Here is a 23,714-nt window from a genome sequence, read left to right as displayed (position 1 = left end):
TGCGCCCGTGGCTCGGGGCTCGCCGTAGCGAATTCTTAACAGGTAACGACATGGCCAACCAGAGCTCTTCCACGGATAGCCCCCAGATCGACGAGAACCGCCTGATCGCCGAGCGTCGGGCCAAGCTGGCGGCACGGCGGGAGCGCGCCGCTGCCACCGGCGGCAGCGCCTTCCCCAACGACTTTCGCCGCGACAGCCTGGCGGCCGATCTGATCGACGAGCTGGGCGAGAAGGACAAGGCCGAGCTGGAGTCGCTCAGCCGCCCTGCGGCGGTGGCCGGGCGCATCATGCGCAAGCGTGGACCGTTCCTGGTGATCCAGGATCCCAGTGGCACGATACAGCTCTATGTCGACAAGAAGGGGCTCCCGGAAGAGGTGCTCGAGGACATCAAGGGCTGGGACATCGGCGATATCGTGGCCGCACGCGGCCCGGTGCACAAGTCGGGCAAGGGCGACCTCTACGTGATGATGGAGGAGGCCAAGCTGCTGACCAAGAGCCTGCGTCCGTTGCCCGACAAGTTCCATGGCCTGACCGACATGGAGGCGCGCTACCGCCAGCGCTACGTCGATCTGATCATGAACCCCGACTCGCGCAAGGTGTTCGAGACTCGCGCCGGGGTGATCAGCGCCATGCGCCGCTTCTTCGAGGAGCGCGGCTTCATGGAGGTCGAAACCCCCATGCTGCAGCCGATTCCTGGCGGCGCCACCGCGCGGCCCTTCATCACCCATCACAACGCGCTCGACATCGACATGTACCTGCGCATCGCGCCGGAACTCTACCTCAAGCGCCTGGTGGTGGGTGGCTTCGAGAGGGTCTTCGAGATCAACCGCAACTTCCGTAACGAAGGTCTCTCGACGCGGCACAATCCCGAGTTCACCATGGTCGAGTTCTACCAGGCCCATGCCAACCATCATGACCTGATGGACCTCACCGAGGAGATGCTGCGCACCATCGCGCTCAAGGTGCTGGGCACCACTACCGTGGTCAATACCGTGCGCAACGCCGACGGCGAGATTCTCGAGAGCTTCGAGTACGATTTCGGCAAGCCGCTGAAGCGCATCAGCGTGTTCGACTCGATCCTTGAGTACAACCCGGACATCCACGCCGAGGCGCTGGCCGACGAGGCCGCCGCGCGGCAGATCGCCGAACGCCTGGACATAGACGTCAAGGATGGCTGGGGCCTGGGCAAGGTTCAGATTGAGATCTTCGAGAAGACCGTCGAGCATCGCCTGAAGAATCCGACCTTCATTACCGACTATCCCACCGAGGTGAGCCCGCTGGCGCGGCGCAACGACCGCGATCCGTTCGTCACCGAGCGCTTCGAGTTCTTCGTCGGCGGGCGCGAGATCGCCAACGGCTTCTCGGAGCTCAACGATGCCGAAGACCAGGCCGAGCGCTTCCGCGCCCAGGCGGCGGAGAAGGAGGCCGGCGATCTGGAGGCGATGTACTACGATGCCGACTACGTGCGCGCGCTGGAGTACGGCCTGCCGCCCACCGCTGGCGAGGGCATCGGCATCGACCGGCTGGTGATGCTGTTCACCGACAGCGCCTCGATCCGGGATGTATTGTTGTTCCCGGCCATGCGTCCCGAGGTGGAATAAAGGGGCTGCGCTTCGGCCAGGCAAGCCGCTGAAGCGACGGGGGACATGCCTTCGAGGAGGCGCACCGAGCCCATCCCTGGGAGCTACCGGCGCCATCCATGGCGCCGGACCTCCTCTCCGGCATTCCCCCGCCGCGTTACCTCTTCTGACAGATCAAGCCCGGGCTTCTCTGCCAACCGGCGGAAGTATTGGTAAGCGGCGGCGCTAGCGCCCATAATGATCACCGTTTCGACGTCGAGGAGACCGCGATGAAACTGCTCAACCGCTCCGCCCTGAGCGTCAGGCCGACCCGGCACTTCGTGGATTGGATCAACGCCCTGGAACCCACCATGGGGGAGGACGACCTCACCCTGGCCGACGTCGAACGCGAAAGCACCGTCTACCTGATCCCAGAAATGGACACCCCGGAGGCACTGGAAGCCTTCGTGCGCGAGCGCTATCTCGAGATCCTCGAGACCGAGCTGCGCGCCTGGGAAGAGGACGAGCGCCAGTGGCCCGAGGCCGTGGACTGGGCGCTGTTTCAGCGTTTCCTGCAGGTCGAGCACAGCTATCTCGCCATCGACCTGGACGACGAGACGGCGCTGGAAATCTCTGAAGTCGACGATTCGCTGCTATTGGAAACCGATCAAGACTGATCCGCTTCCCTCGTTGATCTTCGAGAACCGGCTGCGGCCGGTTTTCTCGTTATGACCCTCGTAGTGATGGAAACAGGATGAGCCGACTCTTCACCACCCGGCCCGGCGACGACGGGCTGCCGGGCCCCGAACGACGCCTGGCAGTACTGGCACTGATCCTCGGCACCCTGATGGCCGTGGTCGACGTCACCATGGTCAACATCGCGCTGCCTTCCATCGCGCGCGATCTGCAGGTGTCGGACGCCCGTGCGGTATGGGTCACCAACCTCTACCAGATCGTCTGCGCTGCCTTTCTACTGGTGTGCGCCTCGTTCAGCGAGATGGTCAGCCGCCGCAGGCTCTACGTGGCCGGGCTGGCACTGTTCGTGCTGGCCTCGCTGGGCGCGGCGTTGTCGCGCAGCCTTGAATGGCTGCTGGTGTTTCGCGCGCTGCAGGGCCTGGGTGCGGCGGCTACCCTCTCCATCGGCCCTTCGCTGTATCGCTCGATCTTCCCGACTCGCCTGCTGGGTAGCGCCCTGGGGCTTTCCGCCCTGGTGGTGGCGGGTGGCTATGCTGCCGGCCCGGCACTGGGGGGCTTGGTGCTGTCGGTGGTGAGCTGGCCCTGGCTGTTCGCCCTGCACCTGCCCCTGGGCATCATCTCGCTGTGGCTGGCGTGGCGCGCGCTGCCGCGGGAGAAGGGGCGCCGCGGCGGCTTCGATGGCCGCGGGGCGCTGGGCTCGGTGGTCATGCTGGGCAGTTTCTTCCTGGCCATGGATACCTTGGCTCATGCTGCACCGCTGTGGCAGGCACTGGCCTGGCTGGCTCTGAGCGTGGTGACGGGCTATCTCTTTCTGCGTCGCCAGCGTCGAGCCAGCCATCCGCTGCTGCCCCCGCTGCTGTTTCGGGTGGCGCGCTTCCGCCTGGCGGTTTCCGCCTCGGGGCTTGCCTTCGTCGGTCAGGGTCTCGCTTTCGTTGCGCTGTCGTTCCTCTACCAGCAGGAGATGGGCTTCTCGCCGTTGCACACTGCCTGGCTGTTCACGCCCTGGCCGCTGGCCATCATGCTGGTCGGCCCCATTGCCGGCCGTCTGGCCGATCGTGTCAATCCCAGCCTCATGGCCAGCGTGGGGTTGGTGTTGTTGATGCTGGGGCTCGCCTCGCTGGCCCTGTTGCCGCAGGACGCCAGCATCGTTGATAGCCTGTGGCGCACGGCGCTGTGCGGTATCGGCTTCGGACTGTTCCAGCCGCCCAACAATCGCGAGCTGATGACCAGTGCTCCGCGCGAACTGAGCACCAGCGCCTCGGGTGTGCTCAGCACCACACGTACCGTGGGTCAGTCCCTTGGTGTGGCGCTGGTGGGCGCTTTCATGGCGGCCAGTGCGCCGGTGCAGGCCACCCTGTGGATCGGCTGCCTGGCCTGTCTGCTGGCGCTGGTGGCCAGCCTGGCACGGGTGACGCTGGCTGGTGCCGCCCAGGCGGACAACTGCGATGAGGACTCGCAGGTGCAGTCGTCGAGCAAGCGAGTACAATGACCAGACATCCATGATCGAGGAGCCAGCATGAGCATTCAGGCCGCTATCGAGGAGAAGCTGAAGGCCCTCGAGCCCACCCATGTGACGGTGGAGAACGAGAGCCATCGGCACGCCGTGCCGGCCAATTCCGAAACCCACTTCAAGGTCACGGTGGTATCCAAACACTTCCAGGGACTGATGCCGGTGAAGCGCCACCAGCGTCTCTATGCGCTGCTCGCCGATGAGCTGTCGGGACCGGTGCATGCCCTGGCGCTGCACCTCTACACGCCCGAGGAGTGGGCCGCCCGCGGCGAAGCCCGCCCCGACTCCCCCAACTGTCGCGGCGCCGGCGCGTGACCACCGAACCACAGCGCCTGCAGTACCTGGAGGCGATGGGTTTGACCGCCTGGGTCGCTCGCTACCAGCTGCCCCATGCGCGGCCGACCGAGGCCTGCGAATGGGAGCTGCCCGAGCGGCCTGTCGCTTCGCCGCCTGCCGAGCGCCTGCATGCGCTGCTCGACGAGGCCGAGGCCGCCGCTCGTCAGCCCACGCCGCCTCCGGCCGTGGAGCCGCCTCGCGCGCGGACAGTCAAGCGGGCGCGACATCTGCTGGGTATCGCAGCGCCGGACGAAGAGGCCTCCCTCAACAAACCCAATCTCGAGCGCGAACAGGCGGTGCCGCCCGAGACCAAGCCGGCTCAGCAGCCGTTGCGCTTTACCCTGCAAGTCACCTGTCTGGCCGGGCGTTGGCTGGTGATCGTGCCGGGGCAGGCAACGCCGGATGCCACCCAAGGGCAGCTGTTGAGCAATCTTTTCCAGGCGGCAGGGCTCGAGCTACCCTTGGCCTTCGAGACGTTTCGCTGGCCGCCGATGGAGAATCTGCCGGTCGAGGCGCCGCTGGATGAGGCGCGTGAAGGTCTGCAGGCTTTTGTCGAAGGAACGCAGCGGCGCGGCTGGGCGCTCGAAAGGATTCTGGTGTTTGGCCAGGACGACACACTTGCCAGGCTTCTGTGCACTGAACAAGGCACTTTCGAGTTGCTGGGCCTACCCGGCTGGCAGGGGCCCGCACTGAGCGAGTTGGCGCAGAATGCCGCAGCCAAGCGCGAGCTGTGGCCCACCCTGCTGGGCTGGCGGCAAGCCTGGTCGGAGGAGAGCGCCGACAACGATGATTGAAGCCAGGCTGCGACAGCTGTCGCGTGCCGACCTGGAGCCACTGCTGGAGTTGGAGCGCTGCCAGCCGCGGCATTGGTCGCGCAGCCAGCTCGAGACGCTTCTGCAGGACCCCGATTGCTGCGTGCTGGGCGCCGAGGCTGGAGACCGGTTCGTCGGCCATGCGGTGGTGGTCAGGCTACCCTTCGAGGCCGAGCTCCAGGCCATGCTGGTTGCACCCGACATGCGGCGGCGCGGCCTGGCCGCAGCACTGCTCGAAGCAGTGGCCGAACAGAGCCGCGACTGGGGAAGTGAGCGGCTGCTACTCGAGGTCAGGGCGAGCAATGAGGCCGCCATCCAACTCTACCGCCGCGCAGGCTTCAGCGAAGACGGACGGCGGCGCGGCTATTACCCGCCGCTGGATGAGGCAGCCGACTCGAACAGGGAGGATGCCATTCTCATGTCGCGCCTGCCGTGAGGCAGGGCGAAAGGGTTCAGCTTCTCTCGGTTTCCAACTCGTCGAACTTGCCCAGCAGGGCGGTCAGGCGACGCTCCCACTCCTCGCGCTCCTGCTTCAGTCGACCATTTTCCTCGCGCAGCTCTTCAGCTTCCATCTTAAGCAGTTCCAGAGCCTCGACGGCACTGGCCACTTTCTGTTCGAGCCGATTGAAGAGTTCGGTGCTCATCGTGTTCTCCTGAAATGACGTCCTGCCGGGGCGGGCCCCTGCCCGCGCTGAATCCGTTGCGCAGCGTAACGCCGAGGGCCGCGGGTGGGCAAGCGTAGCAGAACGGCGACGCCCGCTTATTCGGCGAGCGGCGTAGCGGGTGGCGGTGGACGACGGCAGTAGAGCCGGCCGGTGCTGTCGCCAGCGCGCACTTCGCGGTAGGGCGACCAGTTGACGGGAACGCTGACCTCCAGCGCCGTCTCGGTCTCGAGGTAGATCCAGGCGTCCGCAGAGAGCCAGCCTTGCTCCAGCCGTTCGCAGCAGGGCCCGGCCAGGCCTTGGCGAAAAGGCGGGTCGAGGAAGACCAATGAAAAGGGGGGATCCGCTGCAGGGCCGGCGGCCAGGAGGGCGAGGGCGTCGCCGGTATGCACACGCCCCCGGTCCATGGCGCCGAGGGTATCGAGGTTGTCCGTCAGTGCCCGGGCGACCAGGCCGTCGCGTTCGACGAACAGCGCTTCGGCCGCGCCGCGGGAGAGCGCTTCCAGGCCCAGGGCGCCGGTACCGGCGAACAGGTCCAGCACTCGCGCGCCGGGCGTGATGGTGGCCAGCCAGTTGAACAGCGTTTCGCGCACCCGGTCGGGCGTGGGGCGCAGGCCGGGGCGGTCGAGTACCGGCAGCAGCCGGCGGCGATATTCGCCGCCGATGATGCGCAGGCGGCCGTTGCCCTTGGGTGGGCTGGCGCCGGGGCGCTGGCGGGGTGAGGAGTGGCGACGTGTCATGCGGTCGAATTGTACCCGTCGCCTTGTCCACAGTCATGATGCGCGGTGTTAGGATGTAGCGATCATTCACCCGTGAGGCTGAATTCCCCCATGTTCGGTTTTTTCAAGCGCAAGAAAGAGCAGGAAGAGCAGAGAGAGCAACAGTCGACGCAACCGGAGGCGGAGCACGAGGAAGCGACACGTGGCGAGGAGGAGCGCACCGGAGAGGGTGCGTCAGGCGAGGCGGCAACTGCCGAGTCGGGTGTAGTCGACGCCCCGCGTCCCGAGGAGCGTGCCATGGCCGGCCCCGCGGCGGACGAAGCGCTTGAGCGGGCCGCGGCGACCGATGCCGTGGGTCAGGAGGAGGAGAACGCGGTGCTGCGCGAGGAGGCGTTGGCGCCCGACCTCGAGGCCACTGCAACCGCATCCGAGCCTGTGCCAGAAGCCGAGCTGTCGGCACCCGAGCCGGCCCGCACGCCACTGCAGGAGAAGCCGGTCGCCGAGAAGCAGGGCTGGTTCGCGCGTATACGTTCGGGCCTGGGCAAGACCCGCGCCAACCTCACCGAAGGTGTTGCCGGGCTGTTCCTCGGCAAGAAGCAGATCGACGACGAGCTGATCGAGGATCTCGAAACCCAATTGCTGATGGCCGACGTGGGCATCGAAGCCACCACCGAGATCATCGACCGCCTGACTGAACGCGTCTCGCGCAAGGAGCTCAAGGATCCCCAGGCACTCTATCGCGCACTGCAGGACGAGCTTGCCGTAATGCTCGACGTCGTGGCCAAGCCGCTGGTGCTGCCGGCCAAGGGCGAGGGGCCCTTCGTTATCCTGGTGGTCGGGGTCAACGGGGTGGGCAAGACCACCACCATCGGCAAGCTGACACAGCGCTTCCAGCGTGAAGGGCGCAGCGTGATGCTGGCCGCCGGTGACACCTTCCGCGCCGCCGCGGTGGAGCAGCTCAAGGTGTGGGGCGCGCGCAACAAGGTGCCGGTGATCGCCCAGCATACCGGCGCCGACAGCGCTTCGGTGATCTACGACGCGGTGGCCGCAGCGAAGGCACGCAAGATCGACGTGCTGATCGCCGATACCGCCGGGCGCTTGCACAACAAGAGCCACCTGATGGAAGAGCTCAAGAAGGTGCACCGGGTGATGGGCAAGCTAGACGCCACTGCCCCCCACGAGGTGATGTTGGTACTCGACGCCGGCACCGGTCAGAACGCGCTGTCCCAGGCCAGCACCTTCAACGAGGCGGTGCCGGTCACCGGTATCACCCTGACCAAGCTCGACGGCACCGCCAAGGGTGGCATCATCTTTGCCCTGGCCAAGCAGCTCGGCACCCCGATCCGCTTCATCGGGGTGGGCGAGGGATTGGACGACCTACGACCCTTCGAGGCTCGTGACTTCGTCGACGCGCTATTCGACCAGGGCGATGAAGGAGCCGCCGCCTCGCCATGATCCTCTTCGAGCATGTGGGGAAACGCTACGGTGGGCGCTTCGATGCGCTGGCCAACATCGATTTTCGTGTTCAGCGCGGTGAGATGGTCTTTCTGACAGGCCACTCCGGCGCCGGCAAGAGTTCGCTGCTGCGCTTGATCATGCTCCTCGAACGGCCGTCCCGCGGGAGGGTGCTGGTCGCCGGCCACGACATTGGTCGCCTGCATCCCAGTCAAGTGCCGTTCTACCGCCGCCAGATCGGCGTGGTATTTCAGGATCACCAGTTGCTGCTCGACCGTTCCATCTTTCATAACGTGGCGTTGCCGCTGGAGATCCGTGGCTTCGAGCCCCGCGAGGCCGCCCGCCGGGTGCGCGCGGCGCTGGACAAGGTTGGCCTGTTGCATCGCGAGAAGGCGCTGCCCATCGAGCTTTCCGGCGGTGAGCAGCAGCGCGTGGGGATCGCTCGGGCAGTGGTCAACAAGCCCTCGCTATTGTTGGCCGACGAGCCCACCGGCAATCTCGACCCGCAGCTCTCGGCCGACATCATGGCACTGTTCGAGGACTTCAACCGCATCGGCACCACGGTGATGATCGCCAGCCACGACTTGGCGCTGATCGCCCGCCTGCGCCACCGCGTATTGCGCCTGCGCGATGGACGCCTGGTAGCCGACGAGGAGGCGGCATGAGCCGTCAGCCCCGTACAGGCGGCACAAGCCGTCGCCAGCCGCCCGCACCGCCCCGCGGCGCACGCACTCAGCGCACCCGCTCCTCGAGCCGTTTGCGCGGCTGGCTGCGCCATCATCGCGCCATGTGTCTCGACAGTGCCCGGCGGTTGCTGCGCGCCCCCATCGGCAGCCTGCTCACCATGCTTGCCATTGCCATTGCCCTGGTGCTGCCGGCGGCGCTGTGGCTGGCGCTGGACAGCGCGCGCCTGCTCGATGCCGAGCTCGAAGAGAGCGCTACGCTCACCATCTACCTGGCTCACGAGGTCGACGAGGCTCAGGCCGGACGCATCGACGAGGCGGTGGCGGCCCATGAGGGAGTGACGCGTACCCGGCTGGTCACTGCCGCCGAGGGCATGGCCGAGTTCCAGCAGGCGCTGGGGCTGGCCGATGCCCTGGGTCGGCTCGAGGACAACCCGCTGCCGGCCAGCATCGTGGTGGTGCCCGTCGACCCGGCCCCCGAGGCCGTGCGCCGGCTTGCCGGGGAGCTCGAGGCCTTGAGCGGCGTCGACGAGGTGCGCCTCGATCTGGCCTGGCTCGAGCGGCTGCGCCATCTGGCCGAGCTCGGCAGCCGGGTAGCGCTGGCGCTGGCGGTGCTGTTTGGATTGGGCGTGCTATTGGTGGTGGGCAACACCATTCGCCTGGCAGTGGAGAGCCGTCGCCAGGAGATTGAGGTGGTGATGCTGATCGGCGCGACCCACGCCTTCGTACGCCGCCCCTTTCTCTATAGTGGCGCCTGGTATGGCTTCGGCGGGGGGCTGCTTGCCTGGGGGCTGCTGGGGCTCGGCAACCAATGGCTGGCGTTGCCGGTCAGCGCACTGGCGGCAAGCTATGGCGCCAGCTTCACGCTGCCCCGCCTGGGGCCGGAGGGCTCGGCAACGCTGCTGTTGTGCAGTACACTATTGGGCTTGTTGGGCGCCTGGATCGCCGTGAGCCGCCATCTCGCGGAGGTTCGGCCGCGGTAGACGTGGCCGCAGGAATGCGCAGGCGGCGTGGCTGCGACACCGAGTCGCGACTAGGTCGTTACGCTGGCAGCCTCGGTCGACTTCTGCCACGCTGTCGGCAGCAGACAGTGAACGTTATCGGTTATCACCCGTCTAATCAGGCGGTTGAAAGTATAGGTCGAGTGGTTGAACGTAAAAAGGACATTGGGTTTTCAAGGAGACAACCTGCAATGAGCACCAGTCTTCTGCCGGTGGGCCAGCTCTCGCCGGGGCATGACCTCAACGGGTACATCCAGGCGGTCAATGGCATTCCCATGCTTACCGCCGAGGAAGAGCGCGAACTCGCCTTCCGTCTTCACGATGAAGGCGATCTGGAGGCGGCGCGCCGCTTGGTGCTGTCGCATCTTCGCTTCGTCGTTCATATCGCGCGCAGCTATTCCGGCTACGGCCTGCCCCAGGCCGACCTGATTCAGGAAGGCAATGTGGGGCTGATGAAGGCCGTCAAGCGCTTCGACCCGAATCAGGGTGTGCGCCTTGTCTCCTTTGCCGTGCACTGGATCAAGGCCGAGATCCACGAGTTCGTGCTGCGCAACTGGCGCATCGTCAAGATCGCCACCACCAAGGCTCAGCGCAAGCTGTTCTTCAACCTGCGCAGCGCCAAGAAGCGCCTGGCCTGGCTCAACAATGACGAAGTCGATGCCATCGCCCGCGACCTCGACGTCAAGCCCGAAGTGGTGCGCGAGATGGAAGGCCGCCTGGCGGCCCATGATGCCGGCTTCGACGTTTCTCCGAGTGACGACGAGGACTCCGCCTATCAGGCGCCAGTGCACTACCTCGACGATGACGGCTCCGATCCCGCCGTGCAGCTCGAGGACAGCGACTGGGAGGACGACGCCAACCGTCGTTTGAAAGTGGCCCTGGAGGCGCTGGATGAGCGCTCTCGCGACATTCTCCAGCAGCGCTGGCTGGCCGATGACAAGTCCACGCTGCACGAGTTGGCCGATGTCTACGGCGTCTCCGCCGAGCGCATCCGTCAGCTCGAGAAGAACGCCATGAAGAAGATTCGCCAGCAGTTGGGCGACACCCTGGCAGCTTGAGCATCGGCCAAGCCTGACGACGAAGCCCCGGTTCGAATGAACTGGGGCTTTTGCGTATCGGAGCGGCTGTCTACGCGCTCTGTGTGATCGGCTCGCGCATCAGCTGTGACGACAGCAGCATCCATTGCTCGTCCCAGTGCTCGGTGGGGCGGCGCTGGAAATCGCTGCGTACGTACTGCGAGATACGTCCCTCGGCCACGGCGATGAGCAGGTTGGCAGTGGCCGATACGGGCAGCACGGTGCGGCGCCGCTCGCGCAGTTCGGCTTCGCGCAGCACCTGCTTGAGCTGGGTCTCGAGGCGTTCGAAGAGCTGATGGATGCGCAGTCGCAATCGGGCGGTTTCGCCGGTCAGCACGTCGCCTTCGAGCAGGCGCGAGAGCCCCGGGTTCTTCTCGGCGAAGGCCAGTAGCAGGGTGAGGACCTGCCCGCAGCGTGGCACGGCCTCGTGTACTTCGTCGAGAATCCGGGTGATACGCTCGAACAGGGTCTCCTCGATGAACGAGATCAGTCCCTCGAACATGCGCGCCTTGCTCGGAAAGTGGCGGTAGAGCGCGGCTTCGGAAACGCCTACCTGACGTGCCAGCGCCGCGATGGTGATGCGCTTGCCGCTGTCTTCTTCCAGCATCAGGGCGAGCGCCTGCAGGATCTGCTCGCGCCGGCTGGATATCTGTGTTGCCTGCGTCATGTCGGAGTTTGTCTTCTGGTTATTGGATGGCCGAGGGTGTCCGCCCGGTGACGAGCCCCGGGCGAAGGTTCCTTCAGGCGCTGTCGTTCCCTTGCTGGTCGGCATCGGTGATCAGGGTGCCGACCCCGGCGTTGGTGAATATTTCCAGCAGCGTAGCATGAGGCACGCGGCCGTCGATGATATGGGCGCTACGCACGCCGCCCTTGACGGCCTCGAGGGCACAGCGAATCTTCGGCAGCATACCACCATGAATGGTGCCGTCGGCGATAAGAGCGTCCACCTGGGCGGTGGTCAGGCCGGTGAGCACCTCGCCCTGGGCATTCATCAGGCCGGCCACGTTGGTCAGCAGCATCAGCTTCTCCGCCCCCAGCGCCTCGGCCACCTTGCCCGCCACCAGATCGGCGTTGATGTTGTAGCTGTTGCCCTTGGCATCGACGCCGATGGGCGCGATCACCGGAATGAAATCACGTTCGGCGAGCATCTCGATCAGCTCGGTGGAGATATGCTCGACCTCGCCCACATGGCCGATGTCGATGATCTCGGGGGCGGTCATCTCCGGCGTCTTGTGCTCCACCTTGAGCTGACGCGCGCGGATCTGGGCGCCGTCCTTGCCGGTGAGGCCGATGGCCTTGCCGCCACACTGGTTGATCAGGCTGACGATGCCCTTGTTGACCAGCCCGCCGAGCACCATCTCCACCACGTCCATGGTCTGCGAATCGGTGACCCGCATGCCGTTGACGAAGCGCGACTCGATCTTCAGCTTGGCCAGCAAGTCACCGATCTGCGGCCCGCCGCCGTGTACCACTACCGGATTGATGCCCACCTCCTTCATCAACACCATGTTGCGGGCGAAGGAGTCGATCAGGGTGTCCTCGGTCATGGCGTTACCGCCGTACTTGACGACGACGGTCTTGCCGGAAAAGCGCTGTATGTAGGGAAGTGCCTCGGAAAGCACTTCCACTACCAGGCGCGGGTCACGAGTCGTTTCGGTCATGGTCCTTCCTTAAGGAACAAAACGAGTGGACGCTGCCGTCAGCTCGGCAGCGTCAACGCTGGGTCGACCTGTTTCAGGGCGACGGCGAACTGCTGGCGAATGCGTTCGAGCGCCGCATCGTTCTTGCCTTCGAAGCGCAGCACCAGCACCGGTGTGGTGTTGGAGGCGCGACACAGGCCCCAGCCGTCCGGGTAATCGACGCGAATGCCGTCGAGGGTGGTCTTGATGCCATCGTCACCGAAATCCCCCTCGCGGGCCAGCCTGGCCACCAGATCGAACTTGGTCTCGTCGGTTACCTGGATGTTGATCTCCGGCGTGCCGATATCCTGCGGATAGCGGGCGAAGAAGGCGTCGGCGTCCTCATCCTGCTTGGACAGAATCTCGAGCAGCCGGGCGGCGCCGTAGATGCCGTCGTCGAAGCCGTACCAGCGCTCCTGGAAGAAGATGTGTCCGCTCATCTCGCCGGCAAGCTGAGCGCCGGTCTCCTTCATGCGTGCCTTGATCAGCGAATGCCCGGTGCGCCACATCTCCGGCGTGCCGCCTGCTCGCTCGACGACGCCTGCCAGATTGCCGGTGCACTTGACGTCGAAGATCACCCGGGCCCCCGGGTTGCGCGACAGCATGTCCTCGGCAAAGGCCATCATCAGGTGGTCGGGGTAGATCAACTGGCCGCTCGGCGTGACCACGCCGAGGCGGTCGCCGTCGCCGTCGAAGGCCAGGCCGATGTCGGCACCGGTCTCCTTCACCACCCGGATCACGTCCTGCAGGTTCTCGAGCTTGCCCGGGTCGGGATGGTGGTTGGGGAAGTTGCCGTCTATCTCGGCGAACAGCGGCACGGTCTCGACGCCGAGCATCTCGATCAGCCTCGGTCCCAGCTCACCGGCCACGCCATTGCCGCAGTCGACCACTGCCTTGAGCGGGCGCTCGAGCTTGATGTCGCCGACGATGCGCTCGAGGTAGGCGTCACGCACGTCCTCCTGGCGCACACTGCCCTGGCCCTCATGGAGGTCGCCGGACTCGATGCGCCGGTAGAGTGCCGTGATCGCCTCGCCGGAGAGCGTCTCTCCACCCAGCACGATCTTGAAGCCGTTGTAATCCGGCGGATTGTGGCTGCCGGTCACCATCACGCCCGAGGCGGTGCCTTCGAGCACGTGGGTGGCGAAGTAGAGCACCGGGGTGGGCACCATGCCGATGTCGACCACGTCGCGGCCGGCAGCGGTGAGGCCACGAATCAGCGCCTCGCTGAGCCGAGGACCGGAGAGGCGACCGTCGCGGGCCACCACCACGGTGGACTCGTTGCGGGCGGCGGCTTCCGAACCGATGGCCCGGCCGATCTTCTCCACGGTCGACTCGGTCAGGGTGTCGTCGACGATGCCGCGAATATCGTAGGCGCGGAAGATGGAGGCCGGTACGCTACTGTGCTTGACTTGGCTCATAGCGGTTCCTTGTCAGACAGGTGTGAATTCATGTGCCAGGTTGCGAAAACGCTGCCGGACGATCCCGCTCCCTGGAATCTTCGGCAGCGCCGTGTCGCGCGTCAGTGGCGCCCCGAACTGCCGAAGCCGCCTTCGCCGCGAAGGCTGGTCTCGAAGCCGTCGACGATGTCGAGTTCGGCCTGTACCACCGGTACCAGCACATACTGGGCCAGGCGCTCGAACGGCTCCAGCACGAAGGGGGTGGTGCCGCGGTTCCAGGTCGAGATCATCAGCTCTCCCTGGTAGTCGGAGTCGATCAACCCGACCAGGTTGCCGAGTACGATGCCGTGCTTATGGCCGAGGCCCGAACGCGGCAGGATCAGGCCGGCAAAGCCAGGGTCGCCGATGTGGATGGCAAGCCCAGTGCGGACCAGCTCGCACTGACCGGGCTCGAGGGTCAACGATTCGTCGAGCAGTGCGCGCAGGTCCATGCCAGCGGAGCCCTGGGTGGCGTAGCGGGGCATGTAGTCGTGAAGCCGCTCATCGAGCAGCTTGACCTGCAGGCGCGGTTTGGTAGCGGGGTTGGATGGTAGGGACTCGGGCATGATCGTTCCGTCAGGTTTGCTGATGTCTGGGTTCACGCAGTTCGGGCTTCAGGTTCTGATTCAGGGCTCAGTGCACGGGGCGCGGCGTCAGGCAGCCCAGTGCTCGCTCGATCACCGCTCTGGCAAGCTGGGTCTTGGGCTGTGGGGGCAGGCTCGCGCCACTTTCACCCTCACCGTTGCGCCACAGCAACAAGGCGGCATTGTCATCGGCGCCGAAGCCGAGGCCGGCGGCCGAAACGTCATTGGCGACGATCATGTCCAGCCGCTTGCGCACGAGTTTGTCGCGGGCATAGGCCTCCAGGTCGCGGGTTTCCGCGGCGAAGCCCACCACGAAGGGGCGCCCGCCTGCCGCGTCGCGCTGCTTGGCGACATCGGCAATGATATCCGGGTTCTTGACCAGGCTCAGGGTCAGACCATCCTCGCCTTCGCGCTTCTTGATCTTGTGCTCCGCCGCCGCCTCGGCGCGGTAGTCGGCCACCGCCGCGCAGCCAATGAAGATATCGCAGCTGGCGGCCAGGCGGCGGCTCGCTTCATGCATCTGCAGTGCGGTCTCCACATCGATGCGCTCGACGCCCGCGGGCGTCGACAGGCTCACGGGGCCGCTGATCAGGGTGACCCGAGCGCCAAGCTCGGCGGCGGCGGTGGCTAGGGCGAAGCCCATCTTTCCCGAACTGTGATTGGAAAGGTAGCGCACCGGATCGAGGGGCTCGCGGGTGGGGCCGGCGGTGATCACCACATGCAGACCCTGGGCCGGGGCGTTCTCGTGCGGTGCTTCGCTGATCGGCTGGATGAGCTCGGCCACGATCGCCTCGGGTTCGAGCATTCGGCCCGGCCCCACGTCACCGCAGGCCTGGTCGCCGCTGGCCGGGCCGAGCAGCCGCCAGCCGTCCTGCGCCAGGCGGGCGGCATTGCGCTGGGTGGCGACGTGGCGCCACATGGCTTGGTTCATGGCCGGGGCCATGATCTTCTCGGCCTCGCTGGCCAGGCACAGAGTGGTGAGCAGGTCGTCGGCCATGCCCTGAGCCAGGCGTGCCATGAGGTCGGCGGTAGCCGGGGCGATCAGGATGATGTCCGCCCAGCGGGCCAGCTCGATATGCCCCATGCCGGCTTCGGCTTCCGGGTCCAGCAGCGAGGTGCGCACCGCCTCGCCGGTGAGCGCCTGCAGCGTCAGTGGCGTGATGAAGGCTTGGGCCCCCTCGGTCATGACGACGCGCACCTCGCAGCCCGCCTGCTTGAGCAGCCGGGCGAGCTGGGCGCTCTTGTAGGCGGCGATACCGGCGCTGATGCCGAGCAGAATGCGTCGGCCGAAGAGCCGATTGGCGGACTGCGTTGTCATGAGAGTTTCCTGAACTGAAAACCGACCTCTTACCTTACCACTGCCGTTGAAGTTGCGCAGCCGCAGGCTTCCGTGCGCGTCGGTTACAATCCATGACTTCTACCCACCATGGAAAGCGTAGCAAGGAGACAGGGGATGTCGATTCGCGACTGGCCCGAGGGCGAGCGCCCGCGGGAGAAACTGCTGGCGCTGGGCGCCGAGGCACTGTCCGACGCCGAGCTGCTGGCGATCTTCCTGCGCGTGGGGGTGGCCGGGCGCTCGGCGGTTGATCTCGCCCGCGACCTGCTGAGTGCCTTCGGTGGCCTGCGCCAGCTGCTGGAGGCCGACCAGGCACGCTTTTGCGCCGAGCGCGGCCTGGGCACGGCCAAGTTCGTGCAGCTCCAGGCCACCCTCGAGCTCTCCAAGCGTCACCTCGCCGCTCAGCTCGCCCGCGGTAACGCACTGACCTCGCCGACCCTGGTACGCGCCTACCTGGCCACCCAGCTGCGCCACCTGGGCCACGAGGAGTTCGCCGCGCTGTTTCTCGATACCCAGCACCGTGTGATTCGCTTCGAGTCGCTGTTTCGCGGCACCCTGGACAGCGCCTCGGTCTACCCCCGTGAGGTGGCGCGCCGTGCGCTGGAGCTGGGGGCCGGGGCGATCATCTTCGCTCACAACCATCCCTCGGGCGTGGCCGAGCCCTCCGATGCCGACCGGCGCATCACCGATCGCCTGCGCGAGGCGCTGGGGTTGTTCGAGATCCGCGTGCTGGATCACTTCGTCGTCGGCGACGGGGAGGTCGTTTCCTTCGCCGAGAGAGGCTGGCTCTAGGTGAGGGAACCGGCCGCGCCCGACCATGCGGCGTTGAGCCTTTGCCGCCGGCAAAGCCCGTAAGCGAGGAAAGCTTGCGGTGATAGGGGGCAAAGAGTGTAGAATACGCGGCTACTTGTTGCCTGTAGGGGTGCACTCTGCTATAAAGTGCAGCCTTTGAATTCCCTTGGGTCAAATGACAACGGGGTCGTTCCCGGTTTGCCCGACAGGTTTTGAACACTCAGGTTTGACCACCTGGCCAAGCGGTTGGAGGCTCCCATGTCCAAAGTATGTCAGGTTACCGGCAAGCGTCCGGTAACTGGTAACAACGTTTCACACTCCCAGCGCAAGACCCGTCGTCGTTTCTTGCCGAACCTGCACACCCATCGTTTCTGGGTGGAGTCCGAGAACCGCTTCGTCAAGCTGCGGGTCTCCTCCAAGGGTATGCGCATCATCGACAAGAAGGGCATCGACGCGGTGCTCAGCGACATTCGCAAGCGCGGCGAAGCCGTCTAAGCGACCAGATCAGGGAGTAAGCAGCCATGCGTGACAAGATCAAGCTGGTGTCCAGTGCCGGTACCGGCCACTTCTACACCACCGACAAGAACAAGCGGAACACCCCCGACAAGCTCGAATTCAAGAAATTCGATCCGGTCGTCCGCAAGCACGTGATGTACAAGGAAGCCAAGATCAAGTAAGCCGATCGGTCGTCCGTCCTGGCGGCGGACGCCCATGGCGACTTGACGGCTTCCAGCCGCAGGTAGCAAGACCTGTCCTCCTGAACCCGGCCCTGCGGTCGGGTTCAGGCGTATCTATTTCCCGGATATCGTCCCATGCCTGAGCTTCCCGAAGTCGAGACTACCCGGCGCGGCATCGCTCCCCACGTGGAAGGGCGCGAGATCGTCGAGGCGATCGTGCGCCAGTCGCGCCTGCGCGTACCGGTGCCCGATGACCTCATCGAGCGCCTGGTAGGGTCGCGCATCGGTACCCTGTCGCGGCGCGCCAAGTACCTGCTGCTGCCGGTCGAAGGCGGGTCTGATGGTAGCCTGATCTGGCACCTGGGCATGTCGGGCAGCCTGCGCATCGCCCGGCTGGGCGATCTGCCCAAGAAGCATGACCATATCGACCTGGTGTTCGACGACGGCGCCATCCTTCGCTACCACGATCCTCGCCGCTTCGGCTTCGTCGACTGGCTGGTGGGTAGCGTCGAGCGCGACCCGCGACTGGCGCACCTGGGCCCCGAGCCGCTGTCCGATGCCTTCGATGGAGAGCGCCTCTTCCGGCTCTCGCGCGGCCGTCGCATGGCCGTGAAGCCGTTCCTGATGGACAATGCCGTGGTAGTGGGCGTCGGCAACATCTACGCCAGCGAGGCGCTGTTCCTGGCCGGCATCGACCCGCGCCGGGCGGCGGGGCGGATTTCGCTCGAGCGCTATCAGCGCCTGGCCGCGGCCATTCGCGAGGTGCTGGCCGCGGCCATCACCCAAGGCGGCACCACCCTGCGCGACTTCGTCAGTGGTACCGGCGAGCCGGGCTATTTCAAGCAGCGCCTCAATGTCTATGGCCGTCACGGCCAGGGCTGTCGGCGCTGCAACGGCGAGCTGCGGCTGGTGACGCTGGGCCAGCGGGCCAGTGTGTTCTGTCCTTCTTGCCAAAGATGATTTCCATTCCACGAGACTAACCATGACCCAGACCCTGCGCCTCAAGAAGAATGCCGACCGCCGCCTCAAGGCCGGTCACCTGTGGCTCTACTCCAACGAGGTCGACATCGAGGCCACGCCGCTCAAGGGCCTCGAGCCGGGTGCCCAAGTGGTGGTCGAGGCCGCCAACGGCAAGCCGATGGGCGTGGCCTACGTCAATCCCAACTCGTTGATCTGTGCCCGGGTGGTGTCGCGCGACCCTGAGATGCGCCTCGATCGTTCGCTGCTGGTGCACCGCTTCAATCAGGCCCTTTCGCTGCGTCAGCGCCTCTACGCCAAGCCGTTCTACCGCCTGGTGCACGGCGAGGGCGACCTGCTGCCGGGGCTGGTGGTGGACCGCTTCGACGACGTGCTGGTGGTCCAGCTCAACACCCTTGGCATGGAGCGTCTGGCCGAGGAGGTCGTTGCGGCGCTGGACAAGGTGATCTCGCCGCGGGTCATCGTGTTCAAGAACGACTCCTCCGGGCGTCGCCAGGAGCAGCTCGAACGACAGGTCACCGTGGCCAAAGGTGAGCTCGACGGACCGGTGCTGTTGGAAGAGAACGGCGTACGCTTCCACGTGCCGGTACTCGACGGCCAGAAGACCGGCTGGTTCTTCGATCACCGCGCCAATCGCGCCTGGCTCAACGGCTTGGTGGCCGGCAAGCGGGTACTGGACGTGTTCAGCTACGTCGGCGGCTGGGGCGTACAAGCGGCGGCTCACGGTGCCAGTGAGGTATTGTGCATTGACTCGAGTGCCCAGGCCCTGGAGCGGGTAGCCGAGAACGCGGCCCTGAACGGCCTTCACGAGCAGGTCGCGGTAGGCGAGGCCGACGCCTTCGAGGCGCTTGCCGCACTCAAGGCCGACGGTGAGCAGTTCGACGTGGTGATCCTCGACCCGCCGGCCTTCATCAAGAAGCGCAAGGACATCCCCAACGGCGAGCGCGCCTACGCCAGGCTCAATCGCGAGGCCATGCGCTTGTTGGGCCGCGACGGCCTGTTGCTCTCGGCCTCCTGTTCCATGCACCTGGCCCCCGAGCGCCTGGTGGAGGTGGTGCGAGGTGCGGTGCGTCATCAGGACCGCCACGGCCAGATCGTCTATCAGGGCCATCAGGCGGCTGACCACCCGGTACACCCGGCGATCCCGGAGACGTCCTATCTGAAAGCCTTGGGCGTCCGCGTCTTCCGGGATTGAAATGAGCGGCTACGTGCGCGTCTTCGCCCACTCCAATGCGCTGCTGGTCAGTCACGTGCGTAACGTGCTGGCCGCAGCGGACATTCCTGTGGAACTACGCAACATGGTGTTGGGCGGAGGCGCGGGTGAGCTGCCGTTGGGTGAGTGCGAGCCCGAGGTATGGGTAGCACCGCACAACCGCGAGCGAGCCGAGGCGCTGATTCATGCAGCCATGGCTGGTCCTGGCGAAATGCCGGGCTGGCACTGTCCGAACTGTGGCGAAACACTGGAGGGTGTCTTCGATACCTGCTGGCGTTGCGGCACGCCGAAAGCTTGAATCCGTCCTGAATGAACCCGCACGGAGAGCACCATGTCACTGGAGTGGGATCTGCCCGACCCGTTCGTCATCGAACTGGAAGTAGGCGCCTCGGCCATCGACGAGTACGGCCACGCCAACAACACCGAGTACCTGCGCTGGGTCGAGCAGGTGAGCTGGGCACACTCGGAGCATCTGGGCCTGGATCTGGCCCGCTATCGTGAGCTGGATCGGGCCATGGCCGTGCATCGGCATGAACTCGATTACCTGGCGCCGGCCTTCCAGGGAGAGCGGCTTGCCCTTGCCACCTGGATCGTCGGCTGCGACGGCCGTCTCACCCTGACCCGGCGCTTCCAGCTGATACGGCCCGCCGACGGCCGTACTCTGCTGCGAGCACGCACCCGCTTCGCCTGCATCGAACTCTCTTCGGGTCGGCCGCGGCGTCTACCTGATGAATACGTACAGGTATATGGTGGTGCGCTCAGTCAAAGGTGACGGTGGGATTTTTTTGCCAACCTCTTTCTGAAAGATATGATTTTCTGACGGAAATCCACTTTTTGTGGGTTTTTGCCGTTCTTGTTTTCCTGAGCTTCATGTTTCGACTTCCTGTGCTGTAATGCGTTTGATGTATATCGAACAACGCGTAATAAACGCTCAGGAGGTGCCCCATGAAGATCGCCGTGCCGAAGGAAATCAAGAACCATGAGTATCGCGTCGCCCTGACTCCCACAGGGGCTCGGGAGTTGGCGACGCGAGGCCATTCGGTGACCGTTCAGATGGGCGCCGGCGAAGGTGCGGGCTTCTCCGATGCCGACTACGAGGCAGCGGGTGCCCGGCTCGAAGCGAACGTGGATGCCCTCTGGGCCGATGCCGAGCTGATCCTCAAGGTCAAGGAGCCGCAGTCGGCGGAAGTGGCTCGTCTCTCCCGTGGCCAGACTCTGTTCACCTACCTGCACCTTGCCGCCGAAGAGACGCTGACTCGTGGCCTGATGGAGAGCGGTGCTACCTGCATCGCCTACGAGACCGTCACCGACCGCCTGGGCGGACTGCCGCTGCTGGCTCCCATGAGTACCGTTGCCGGCCGCATGGCGATCCAGGCCGGCGCCCATAGCCTGGAGAAGGCCCAGGGAGGCTCCGGCGTTCTGCTGCCCGGCGTTCCCGGGGTGGCGCCGGGCAAGGTCGCCGTGATCGGCGGCGGCGTGGTGGGCGAGAACGCCGCGCGCATGGCGCTGGGTCTGGGTGCCGAAGTGACCGTGCTCGACAAGTCGATTCCGCGCCTGGAAGTGCTCGACGACCGCTACCAGGGCTGCATGAAGACGGTTTTCTCCACCGCCGATGCCATCGACGAGGCGGTGCGCGAGAGTGACCTGATCGTCGGCGCCGTGCTGATCCCCGGGGCCGCTGCGCCCAAGTTGATCACTCGCGCGATGCTGGCTGACATGAAGCCCGGCAGCGTGCTGGTCGACGTGGCCATCGACCAGGGCGGCTGCTTCGAGACCAGCAAGCCCACCACCCATGCCGAGCCGACCTATATCGTCGACGGCATCGTGCATTACTGCGTGGCCAACATGCCGGGCGCGGTAGCGCGTACCTCCACCCAGGCCCTGACCAACGCTACTCTGCCATTCGTGCTGGCCCTGGCCGACAAAGGGTGGAAACAGGCGCTGGCCGACGACGCGCACTTCCTGCCCGGGCTCAACGTCCACGACGGCCAGGTCACCTACCGTGCCGTGGGCGAAGCCTTTGGTCTCGATAGCGTCGATCCCGCCAGCTTGATACGGTGAGCGGCGCCGGGGGCGGTCGCCTTGACCGCCCCCTCGCGTTACCATAGCGGGCATTTCCGATCAGCAGAGTCCGCCTTCCATGAGTGCAGCTTCCCAGAAGACACGCGTTCTCACCGGCATCACCACTACCGGTACCCCGCACCTCGGCAACTACGTCGGCGCCATCAAGCCCGCCATCGCCGCGAGCCAGGACCCGAGTGTGCAGTCCTATTATTTCCTTGCCGACCTCCATGCGTTGATCAAGTGCCAGGACCCCCAGCGGGTACAGGAGTCGCGCTTGGAAATCGCCGCCACCTGGCTGGCGCTGGGGCTCGATACCGACAACGCCATCTTCTACCGCCAGTCTGACATCCCCGAGATTCCCGAACTGACCTGGCTGCTCTCCTGCGTCTGTGCCAAGGGTCTGATGAATCGTGCCCACGCCTACAAGGCGTCAGTGGCCGAGAACGAGGCCGCTGGCAATCAGGACCCGGACAAGGGCATCACCATGGGCCTGTTCGGCTACCCGGTGCTGATGGCTGCCGACATCCTGATGTTCAATGCCAACAAGGTGCCGGTCGGCCGCGACCAGATCCAGCATATCGAGATGGCCCGCGACATGGGCGGACGCTTCAACCATCTCTACAAGGGCGAGTTCTTCACCCTGCCCGAGGCTGTAGTGGACGACGAGGTGGCGGTGCTGGGTGGCCTTGATGGTCGCAAGATGTCCAAGAGCTACAACAACACCATTCCGCTGTTCGTCTCCGAGAAGAAGCTGCTCAAGCTGGTGCGCAAGATCAAGACCAATTCGCTGGAGCCCGGCGAGCCCAAGGATCCCGAGGGCTGCACCCTGTTCCAGATCTACTCCGCCTTCGCCAGCCGTGAGGAGCGCGAGGCGATGCGCGGCGAATACGCCAACGGCATCGGCTGGGGCGAGGTCAAGAACCGCCTGTTCGAGCATCTCGACGCGCAGCTGCGTGAACCCCGCGAGCGCTATATGGCGCTGATGGAGGACCCGGGCCATATCGAGAGCGTACTGCTCAAGGGCGCCGAGCGAGCGCGCAGCGAGGCGGCGCCATTCATGGACAAGCTGCGCCATGCCGTGGGGCTGGGCCGTTTCGTCTGACACCAGACGTGACCCTGCAGGGCGCCTTCGGGCGCCCTGTCGCGTTATGACCCACCTGGCAGTCTGCTGTCGAACTTGCCAAGCTTCATGAGCGAATCACAAGGAGGAAAGACATGGCCACTGCACTGGAAGCGAAACGGCCCCGGCAGATATCCCTGGCGCTGGGGGCGCTGCTGCTGGCAGGCGCCATGCTGGTCGGCCTGACCTACGGGTCGCGATTGGGGCTGCTGATGGTCGTCGGTGCGCTGCTGGGCGTGTCGCTCTATCATGCTGCCTTCGGCTTCACCGCCGCCTGGCGTGTGTTCATCAGCGAGCGTCGTGGGCGTGGGCTGCGCGCCCAGATGGTCATGCTGGCCATTGCCGTACTGCTGTTCTTCCCGGCCCTTGGAGCGGGCACCCTGTGGGGACGGGAGGTGACCGGCTTCGTCTCGCCCATCGGCGTCTCGGTGGTGTTCGGCGCCTTCCTGTTCGGCATCGGCATGCAGCTCGGCGGTGGCTGCGCTTCGGGCACCCTGTTCACCGCCGGCGGCGGCAACGCGCGCATGGTGATCACCTTGATCTTCTTCATCGTCGGTTCGGTGATAGGTAGTGCTCATTTTTCATGGTGGATGGGGCTGCCGGCCTTCCAGCCGGTATCCCTGGTGCAGACCTTCGGTGCCGGTGGTGGTATTGCCGTGAGCCTGGCCCTGTTCGGTGGCATCGCGGCACTGACGGTGTTGCTGGAGAGACGCCGTCACGGCCGGCTGGAGGAAGCCCCACGCGCCAACCTGAGCGAGCTGCGCTGGCTTACCGGCCCATGGCCGCTGCTGCTCGGTGCCGTAGCGCTGGCGCTGCTCAATTTCGCTACCCTGGCGCTGGCCGGGCGCCCCTGGGGTATCACCTCCGCCTTCGCCCTGTGGGGAGCCAAGGTCTATGAGCTCGTCGGCGGCGACGTGAGCCAGTGGGGTTATTGGCAGAATCCGGACAATGCCGCAGCGCTGCGCGCCAGCCTGTGGAGCGACATCACCACGGTGATGAACGTAGGCATCATTCTTGGCGCCATGGTGGCTGCAACCCTGGCCGGACGCTTCGCCCCGACCCTGCGCATTCCACTGGGCTCGGTGATGGCGGCGATAATCGGAGGCCTGATGCTGGGCTACGGGGCGCGCCTGGCGTTCGGTTGCAACATTGGCGCCTACTTCAGCGGCATTGCCTCGGGCAGCCTGCACGGTTGGGTGTGGTTGGTGGCAGGGTTCGCCGGCAATATGCTCGGCGTGTGGCTGCGCCCGCTGTTCTTCGACCGCCCGCCCAGTGACAGAGCTCGGGACAAGACCCGCTGAGCCGGGGCGCCGGGCTGCACCGACG

Annotated in this window: 27 protein-coding genes; 20 read left to right on the top strand and 7 right to left on the bottom strand. The window is 65.6% G+C overall.

Features of this window, described 5'->3' with window-relative positions:
* Positions 1-50: 50 nt before the first annotated feature.
* The 6 genes from lysS (at position 51) to rimI (ending at position 5,349) form a co-directional block, all read left to right on the top strand.
* Entirely contained in the window at positions 51-1,601 is a 1,551-nt protein-coding gene (gene lysS / locus SPH52_RS03210) for a lysine--tRNA ligase (protein WP_411793547.1), read from the top strand.
* Positions 1,602-1,849: 248 nt separating this feature from the next.
* Positions 1,850-2,236, top strand: a complete 387-nt coding sequence (locus SPH52_RS03205) for a hypothetical protein (protein ID WP_263582323.1) — start codon at positions 1,850-1,852, stop codon at positions 2,234-2,236.
* Positions 2,237-2,313: 77 nt separating this feature from the next.
* Complete coding sequence (locus SPH52_RS03200) at positions 2,314-3,744, top strand: MFS transporter (RefSeq protein WP_411793546.1); 1,431 nt, start codon at positions 2,314-2,316, stop codon at positions 3,742-3,744.
* 27 nt (positions 3,745-3,771) lie between these two features.
* Positions 3,772-4,080, top strand: coding sequence for a BolA family protein (locus SPH52_RS03195; RefSeq protein WP_411793545.1), 309 nt, complete (start codon positions 3,772-3,774; stop codon positions 4,078-4,080).
* Positions 4,077-4,895, top strand: a complete 819-nt coding sequence (locus tag SPH52_RS03190; protein WP_411793544.1) for a hypothetical protein — start codon at positions 4,077-4,079, stop codon at positions 4,893-4,895. The genes SPH52_RS03195 and SPH52_RS03190 overlap by 4 nt, the downstream gene beginning before the upstream one ends.
* On the top strand, positions 4,888-5,349 hold the full coding sequence (rimI, locus tag SPH52_RS03185; protein WP_411793543.1) for a ribosomal protein S18-alanine N-acetyltransferase: 462 nt from the start codon (positions 4,888-4,890) through the stop codon (positions 5,347-5,349). Before SPH52_RS03190 ends, rimI begins: the two co-directional genes overlap by 8 nt.
* Positions 5,350-5,365: 16 nt before the next feature.
* Here rimI and SPH52_RS03180 read toward each other — a convergent pair whose 3' ends face one another.
* Both SPH52_RS03180 and rsmD read right to left on the bottom strand, forming a co-directional pair.
* Positions 5,366-5,557 carry a cell division protein ZapB gene (locus SPH52_RS03180; protein ID WP_411793542.1) on the bottom strand — a complete coding sequence of 64 codons (192 nt, stop codon included), beginning with the start codon at positions 5,555-5,557 and terminating at the stop codon, positions 5,366-5,368.
* Between the two features lie 116 nt (positions 5,558-5,673).
* Positions 5,674-6,315, bottom strand: a complete 642-nt coding sequence (gene rsmD, locus SPH52_RS03175; protein WP_411793541.1) for a 16S rRNA (guanine(966)-N(2))-methyltransferase RsmD — start codon at positions 6,313-6,315, stop codon at positions 5,674-5,676.
* 90 nt (positions 6,316-6,405) lie between these two features.
* On the opposite strand from rsmD, the gene ftsY reads away from it, so the two are divergent.
* The 4 genes from ftsY to rpoH all read left to right on the top strand — a co-directional run bounded on the left by ftsY (position 6,406) and on the right by rpoH (position 10,491).
* The gene (gene ftsY / locus SPH52_RS03170; RefSeq protein ID WP_411793603.1) at positions 6,406-7,749 is read left to right on the top strand and encodes a signal recognition particle-docking protein FtsY; all 1,344 of its coding nucleotides are present in this window, start codon (positions 6,406-6,408) and stop codon (positions 7,747-7,749) included.
* Positions 7,746-8,414 carry a cell division ATP-binding protein FtsE gene (gene ftsE / locus SPH52_RS03165; protein WP_411793540.1) on the top strand — a complete coding sequence of 223 codons (669 nt, stop codon included), beginning with the start codon at positions 7,746-7,748 and terminating at the stop codon, positions 8,412-8,414. Before ftsY ends, ftsE begins: the two co-directional genes overlap by 4 nt.
* A complete protein-coding gene (gene ftsX / locus SPH52_RS03160) occupies positions 8,411-9,415 on the top strand; it encodes a permease-like cell division protein FtsX (RefSeq protein WP_411793539.1) in 1,005 nt (334 codons plus the stop codon). Before ftsE ends, ftsX begins: the two co-directional genes overlap by 4 nt.
* 209 nt (positions 9,416-9,624) lie before the next feature.
* Entirely contained in the window at positions 9,625-10,491 is an 867-nt protein-coding gene (rpoH, locus tag SPH52_RS03155; protein WP_411793538.1) for an RNA polymerase sigma factor RpoH, read from the top strand.
* Positions 10,492-10,561: 70 nt separating this feature from the next.
* Here the strand turns inward: rpoH and slmA are convergent, their stop codons facing one another.
* From slmA to coaBC, 5 genes are all read right to left on the bottom strand, one after another.
* Entirely contained in the window at positions 10,562-11,176 is a 615-nt protein-coding gene (gene slmA / locus SPH52_RS03150) for a nucleoid occlusion factor SlmA (RefSeq protein ID WP_411793537.1), read from the bottom strand.
* 73 nt (positions 11,177-11,249) lie between these two features.
* Positions 11,250-12,170, bottom strand: a complete 921-nt coding sequence (gene argB, locus SPH52_RS03145) for an acetylglutamate kinase (RefSeq protein ID WP_411793536.1) — start codon at positions 12,168-12,170, stop codon at positions 11,250-11,252.
* A 38-nt stretch (positions 12,171-12,208) separates the two neighbouring features.
* Entirely contained in the window at positions 12,209-13,606 is a 1,398-nt protein-coding gene (locus tag SPH52_RS03140) for a phosphomannomutase/phosphoglucomutase (protein ID WP_411793535.1), read from the bottom strand.
* A gap of 101 nt (positions 13,607-13,707) precedes the next feature.
* A complete protein-coding gene (dut, locus tag SPH52_RS03135) occupies positions 13,708-14,190 on the bottom strand; it encodes a dUTP diphosphatase (RefSeq protein WP_411793534.1) in 483 nt (160 codons plus the stop codon).
* A 67-nt stretch (positions 14,191-14,257) separates the two neighbouring features.
* A complete protein-coding gene (gene coaBC, locus SPH52_RS03130; protein ID WP_411793533.1) occupies positions 14,258-15,526 on the bottom strand; it encodes a bifunctional phosphopantothenoylcysteine decarboxylase/phosphopantothenate--cysteine ligase CoaBC in 1,269 nt (422 codons plus the stop codon).
* 135 nt (positions 15,527-15,661) lie between these two features.
* Between coaBC and radC the strand changes: the two genes are divergently transcribed.
* From radC to SPH52_RS03080, 10 genes are all read left to right on the top strand, one after another.
* A complete protein-coding gene (radC, locus tag SPH52_RS03125; protein ID WP_411793532.1) occupies positions 15,662-16,336 on the top strand; it encodes a RadC family protein in 675 nt (224 codons plus the stop codon).
* Positions 16,337-16,594: 258 nt separating this feature from the next.
* Complete coding sequence (rpmB, locus tag SPH52_RS03120; RefSeq protein WP_010630182.1) at positions 16,595-16,831, top strand: 50S ribosomal protein L28; 237 nt, start codon at positions 16,595-16,597, stop codon at positions 16,829-16,831.
* A gap of 26 nt (positions 16,832-16,857) precedes the next feature.
* Positions 16,858-17,013 carry a 50S ribosomal protein L33 gene (gene rpmG / locus SPH52_RS03115; protein ID WP_086509014.1) on the top strand — a complete coding sequence of 52 codons (156 nt, stop codon included), beginning with the start codon at positions 16,858-16,860 and terminating at the stop codon, positions 17,011-17,013.
* A gap of 135 nt (positions 17,014-17,148) precedes the next feature.
* Complete coding sequence (gene mutM, locus SPH52_RS03110) at positions 17,149-17,973, top strand: bifunctional DNA-formamidopyrimidine glycosylase/DNA-(apurinic or apyrimidinic site) lyase (protein WP_411793531.1); 825 nt, start codon at positions 17,149-17,151, stop codon at positions 17,971-17,973.
* A 22-nt stretch (positions 17,974-17,995) separates the two neighbouring features.
* On the top strand, positions 17,996-19,186 hold the full coding sequence (locus SPH52_RS03105) for a class I SAM-dependent rRNA methyltransferase (protein WP_411793530.1): 1,191 nt from the start codon (positions 17,996-17,998) through the stop codon (positions 19,184-19,186).
* Position 19,187: 1 nt separating this feature from the next.
* Positions 19,188-19,502: a DUF2007 domain-containing protein gene (locus tag SPH52_RS03100; protein ID WP_411793529.1), complete on the top strand. Its 315-nt coding sequence runs from the start codon at positions 19,188-19,190 to the stop codon at positions 19,500-19,502.
* A 39-nt stretch (positions 19,503-19,541) separates the two neighbouring features.
* The gene (locus SPH52_RS03095; protein WP_411793602.1) at positions 19,542-19,976 is read left to right on the top strand and encodes an acyl-CoA thioesterase; all 435 of its coding nucleotides are present in this window, start codon (positions 19,542-19,544) and stop codon (positions 19,974-19,976) included.
* Positions 19,977-20,149: 173 nt separating this feature from the next.
* Positions 20,150-21,265: an alanine dehydrogenase gene (ald, locus tag SPH52_RS03090; RefSeq protein WP_411793528.1), complete on the top strand. Its 1,116-nt coding sequence runs from the start codon at positions 20,150-20,152 to the stop codon at positions 21,263-21,265.
* A gap of 79 nt (positions 21,266-21,344) precedes the next feature.
* On the top strand, positions 21,345-22,370 hold the full coding sequence (locus SPH52_RS03085) for a tryptophan--tRNA ligase (RefSeq protein WP_411793527.1): 1,026 nt from the start codon (positions 21,345-21,347) through the stop codon (positions 22,368-22,370).
* A gap of 113 nt (positions 22,371-22,483) precedes the next feature.
* A complete protein-coding gene (locus SPH52_RS03080) occupies positions 22,484-23,689 on the top strand; it encodes a YeeE/YedE family protein (RefSeq protein ID WP_411793526.1) in 1,206 nt (401 codons plus the stop codon).
* The last annotated feature ends 25 nt before the right edge of the window (positions 23,690-23,714 follow it).

It is taken from the genome of Halomonas sp. A29, assembly GCF_046723295.1.
GTDB lineage: Bacteria > Pseudomonadota > Gammaproteobacteria > Pseudomonadales > Halomonadaceae > Halomonas.
The sequence above is the reverse complement of the archived record's forward strand: the minus strand, read 5'-3'. Positions and strand labels throughout refer to the sequence as shown.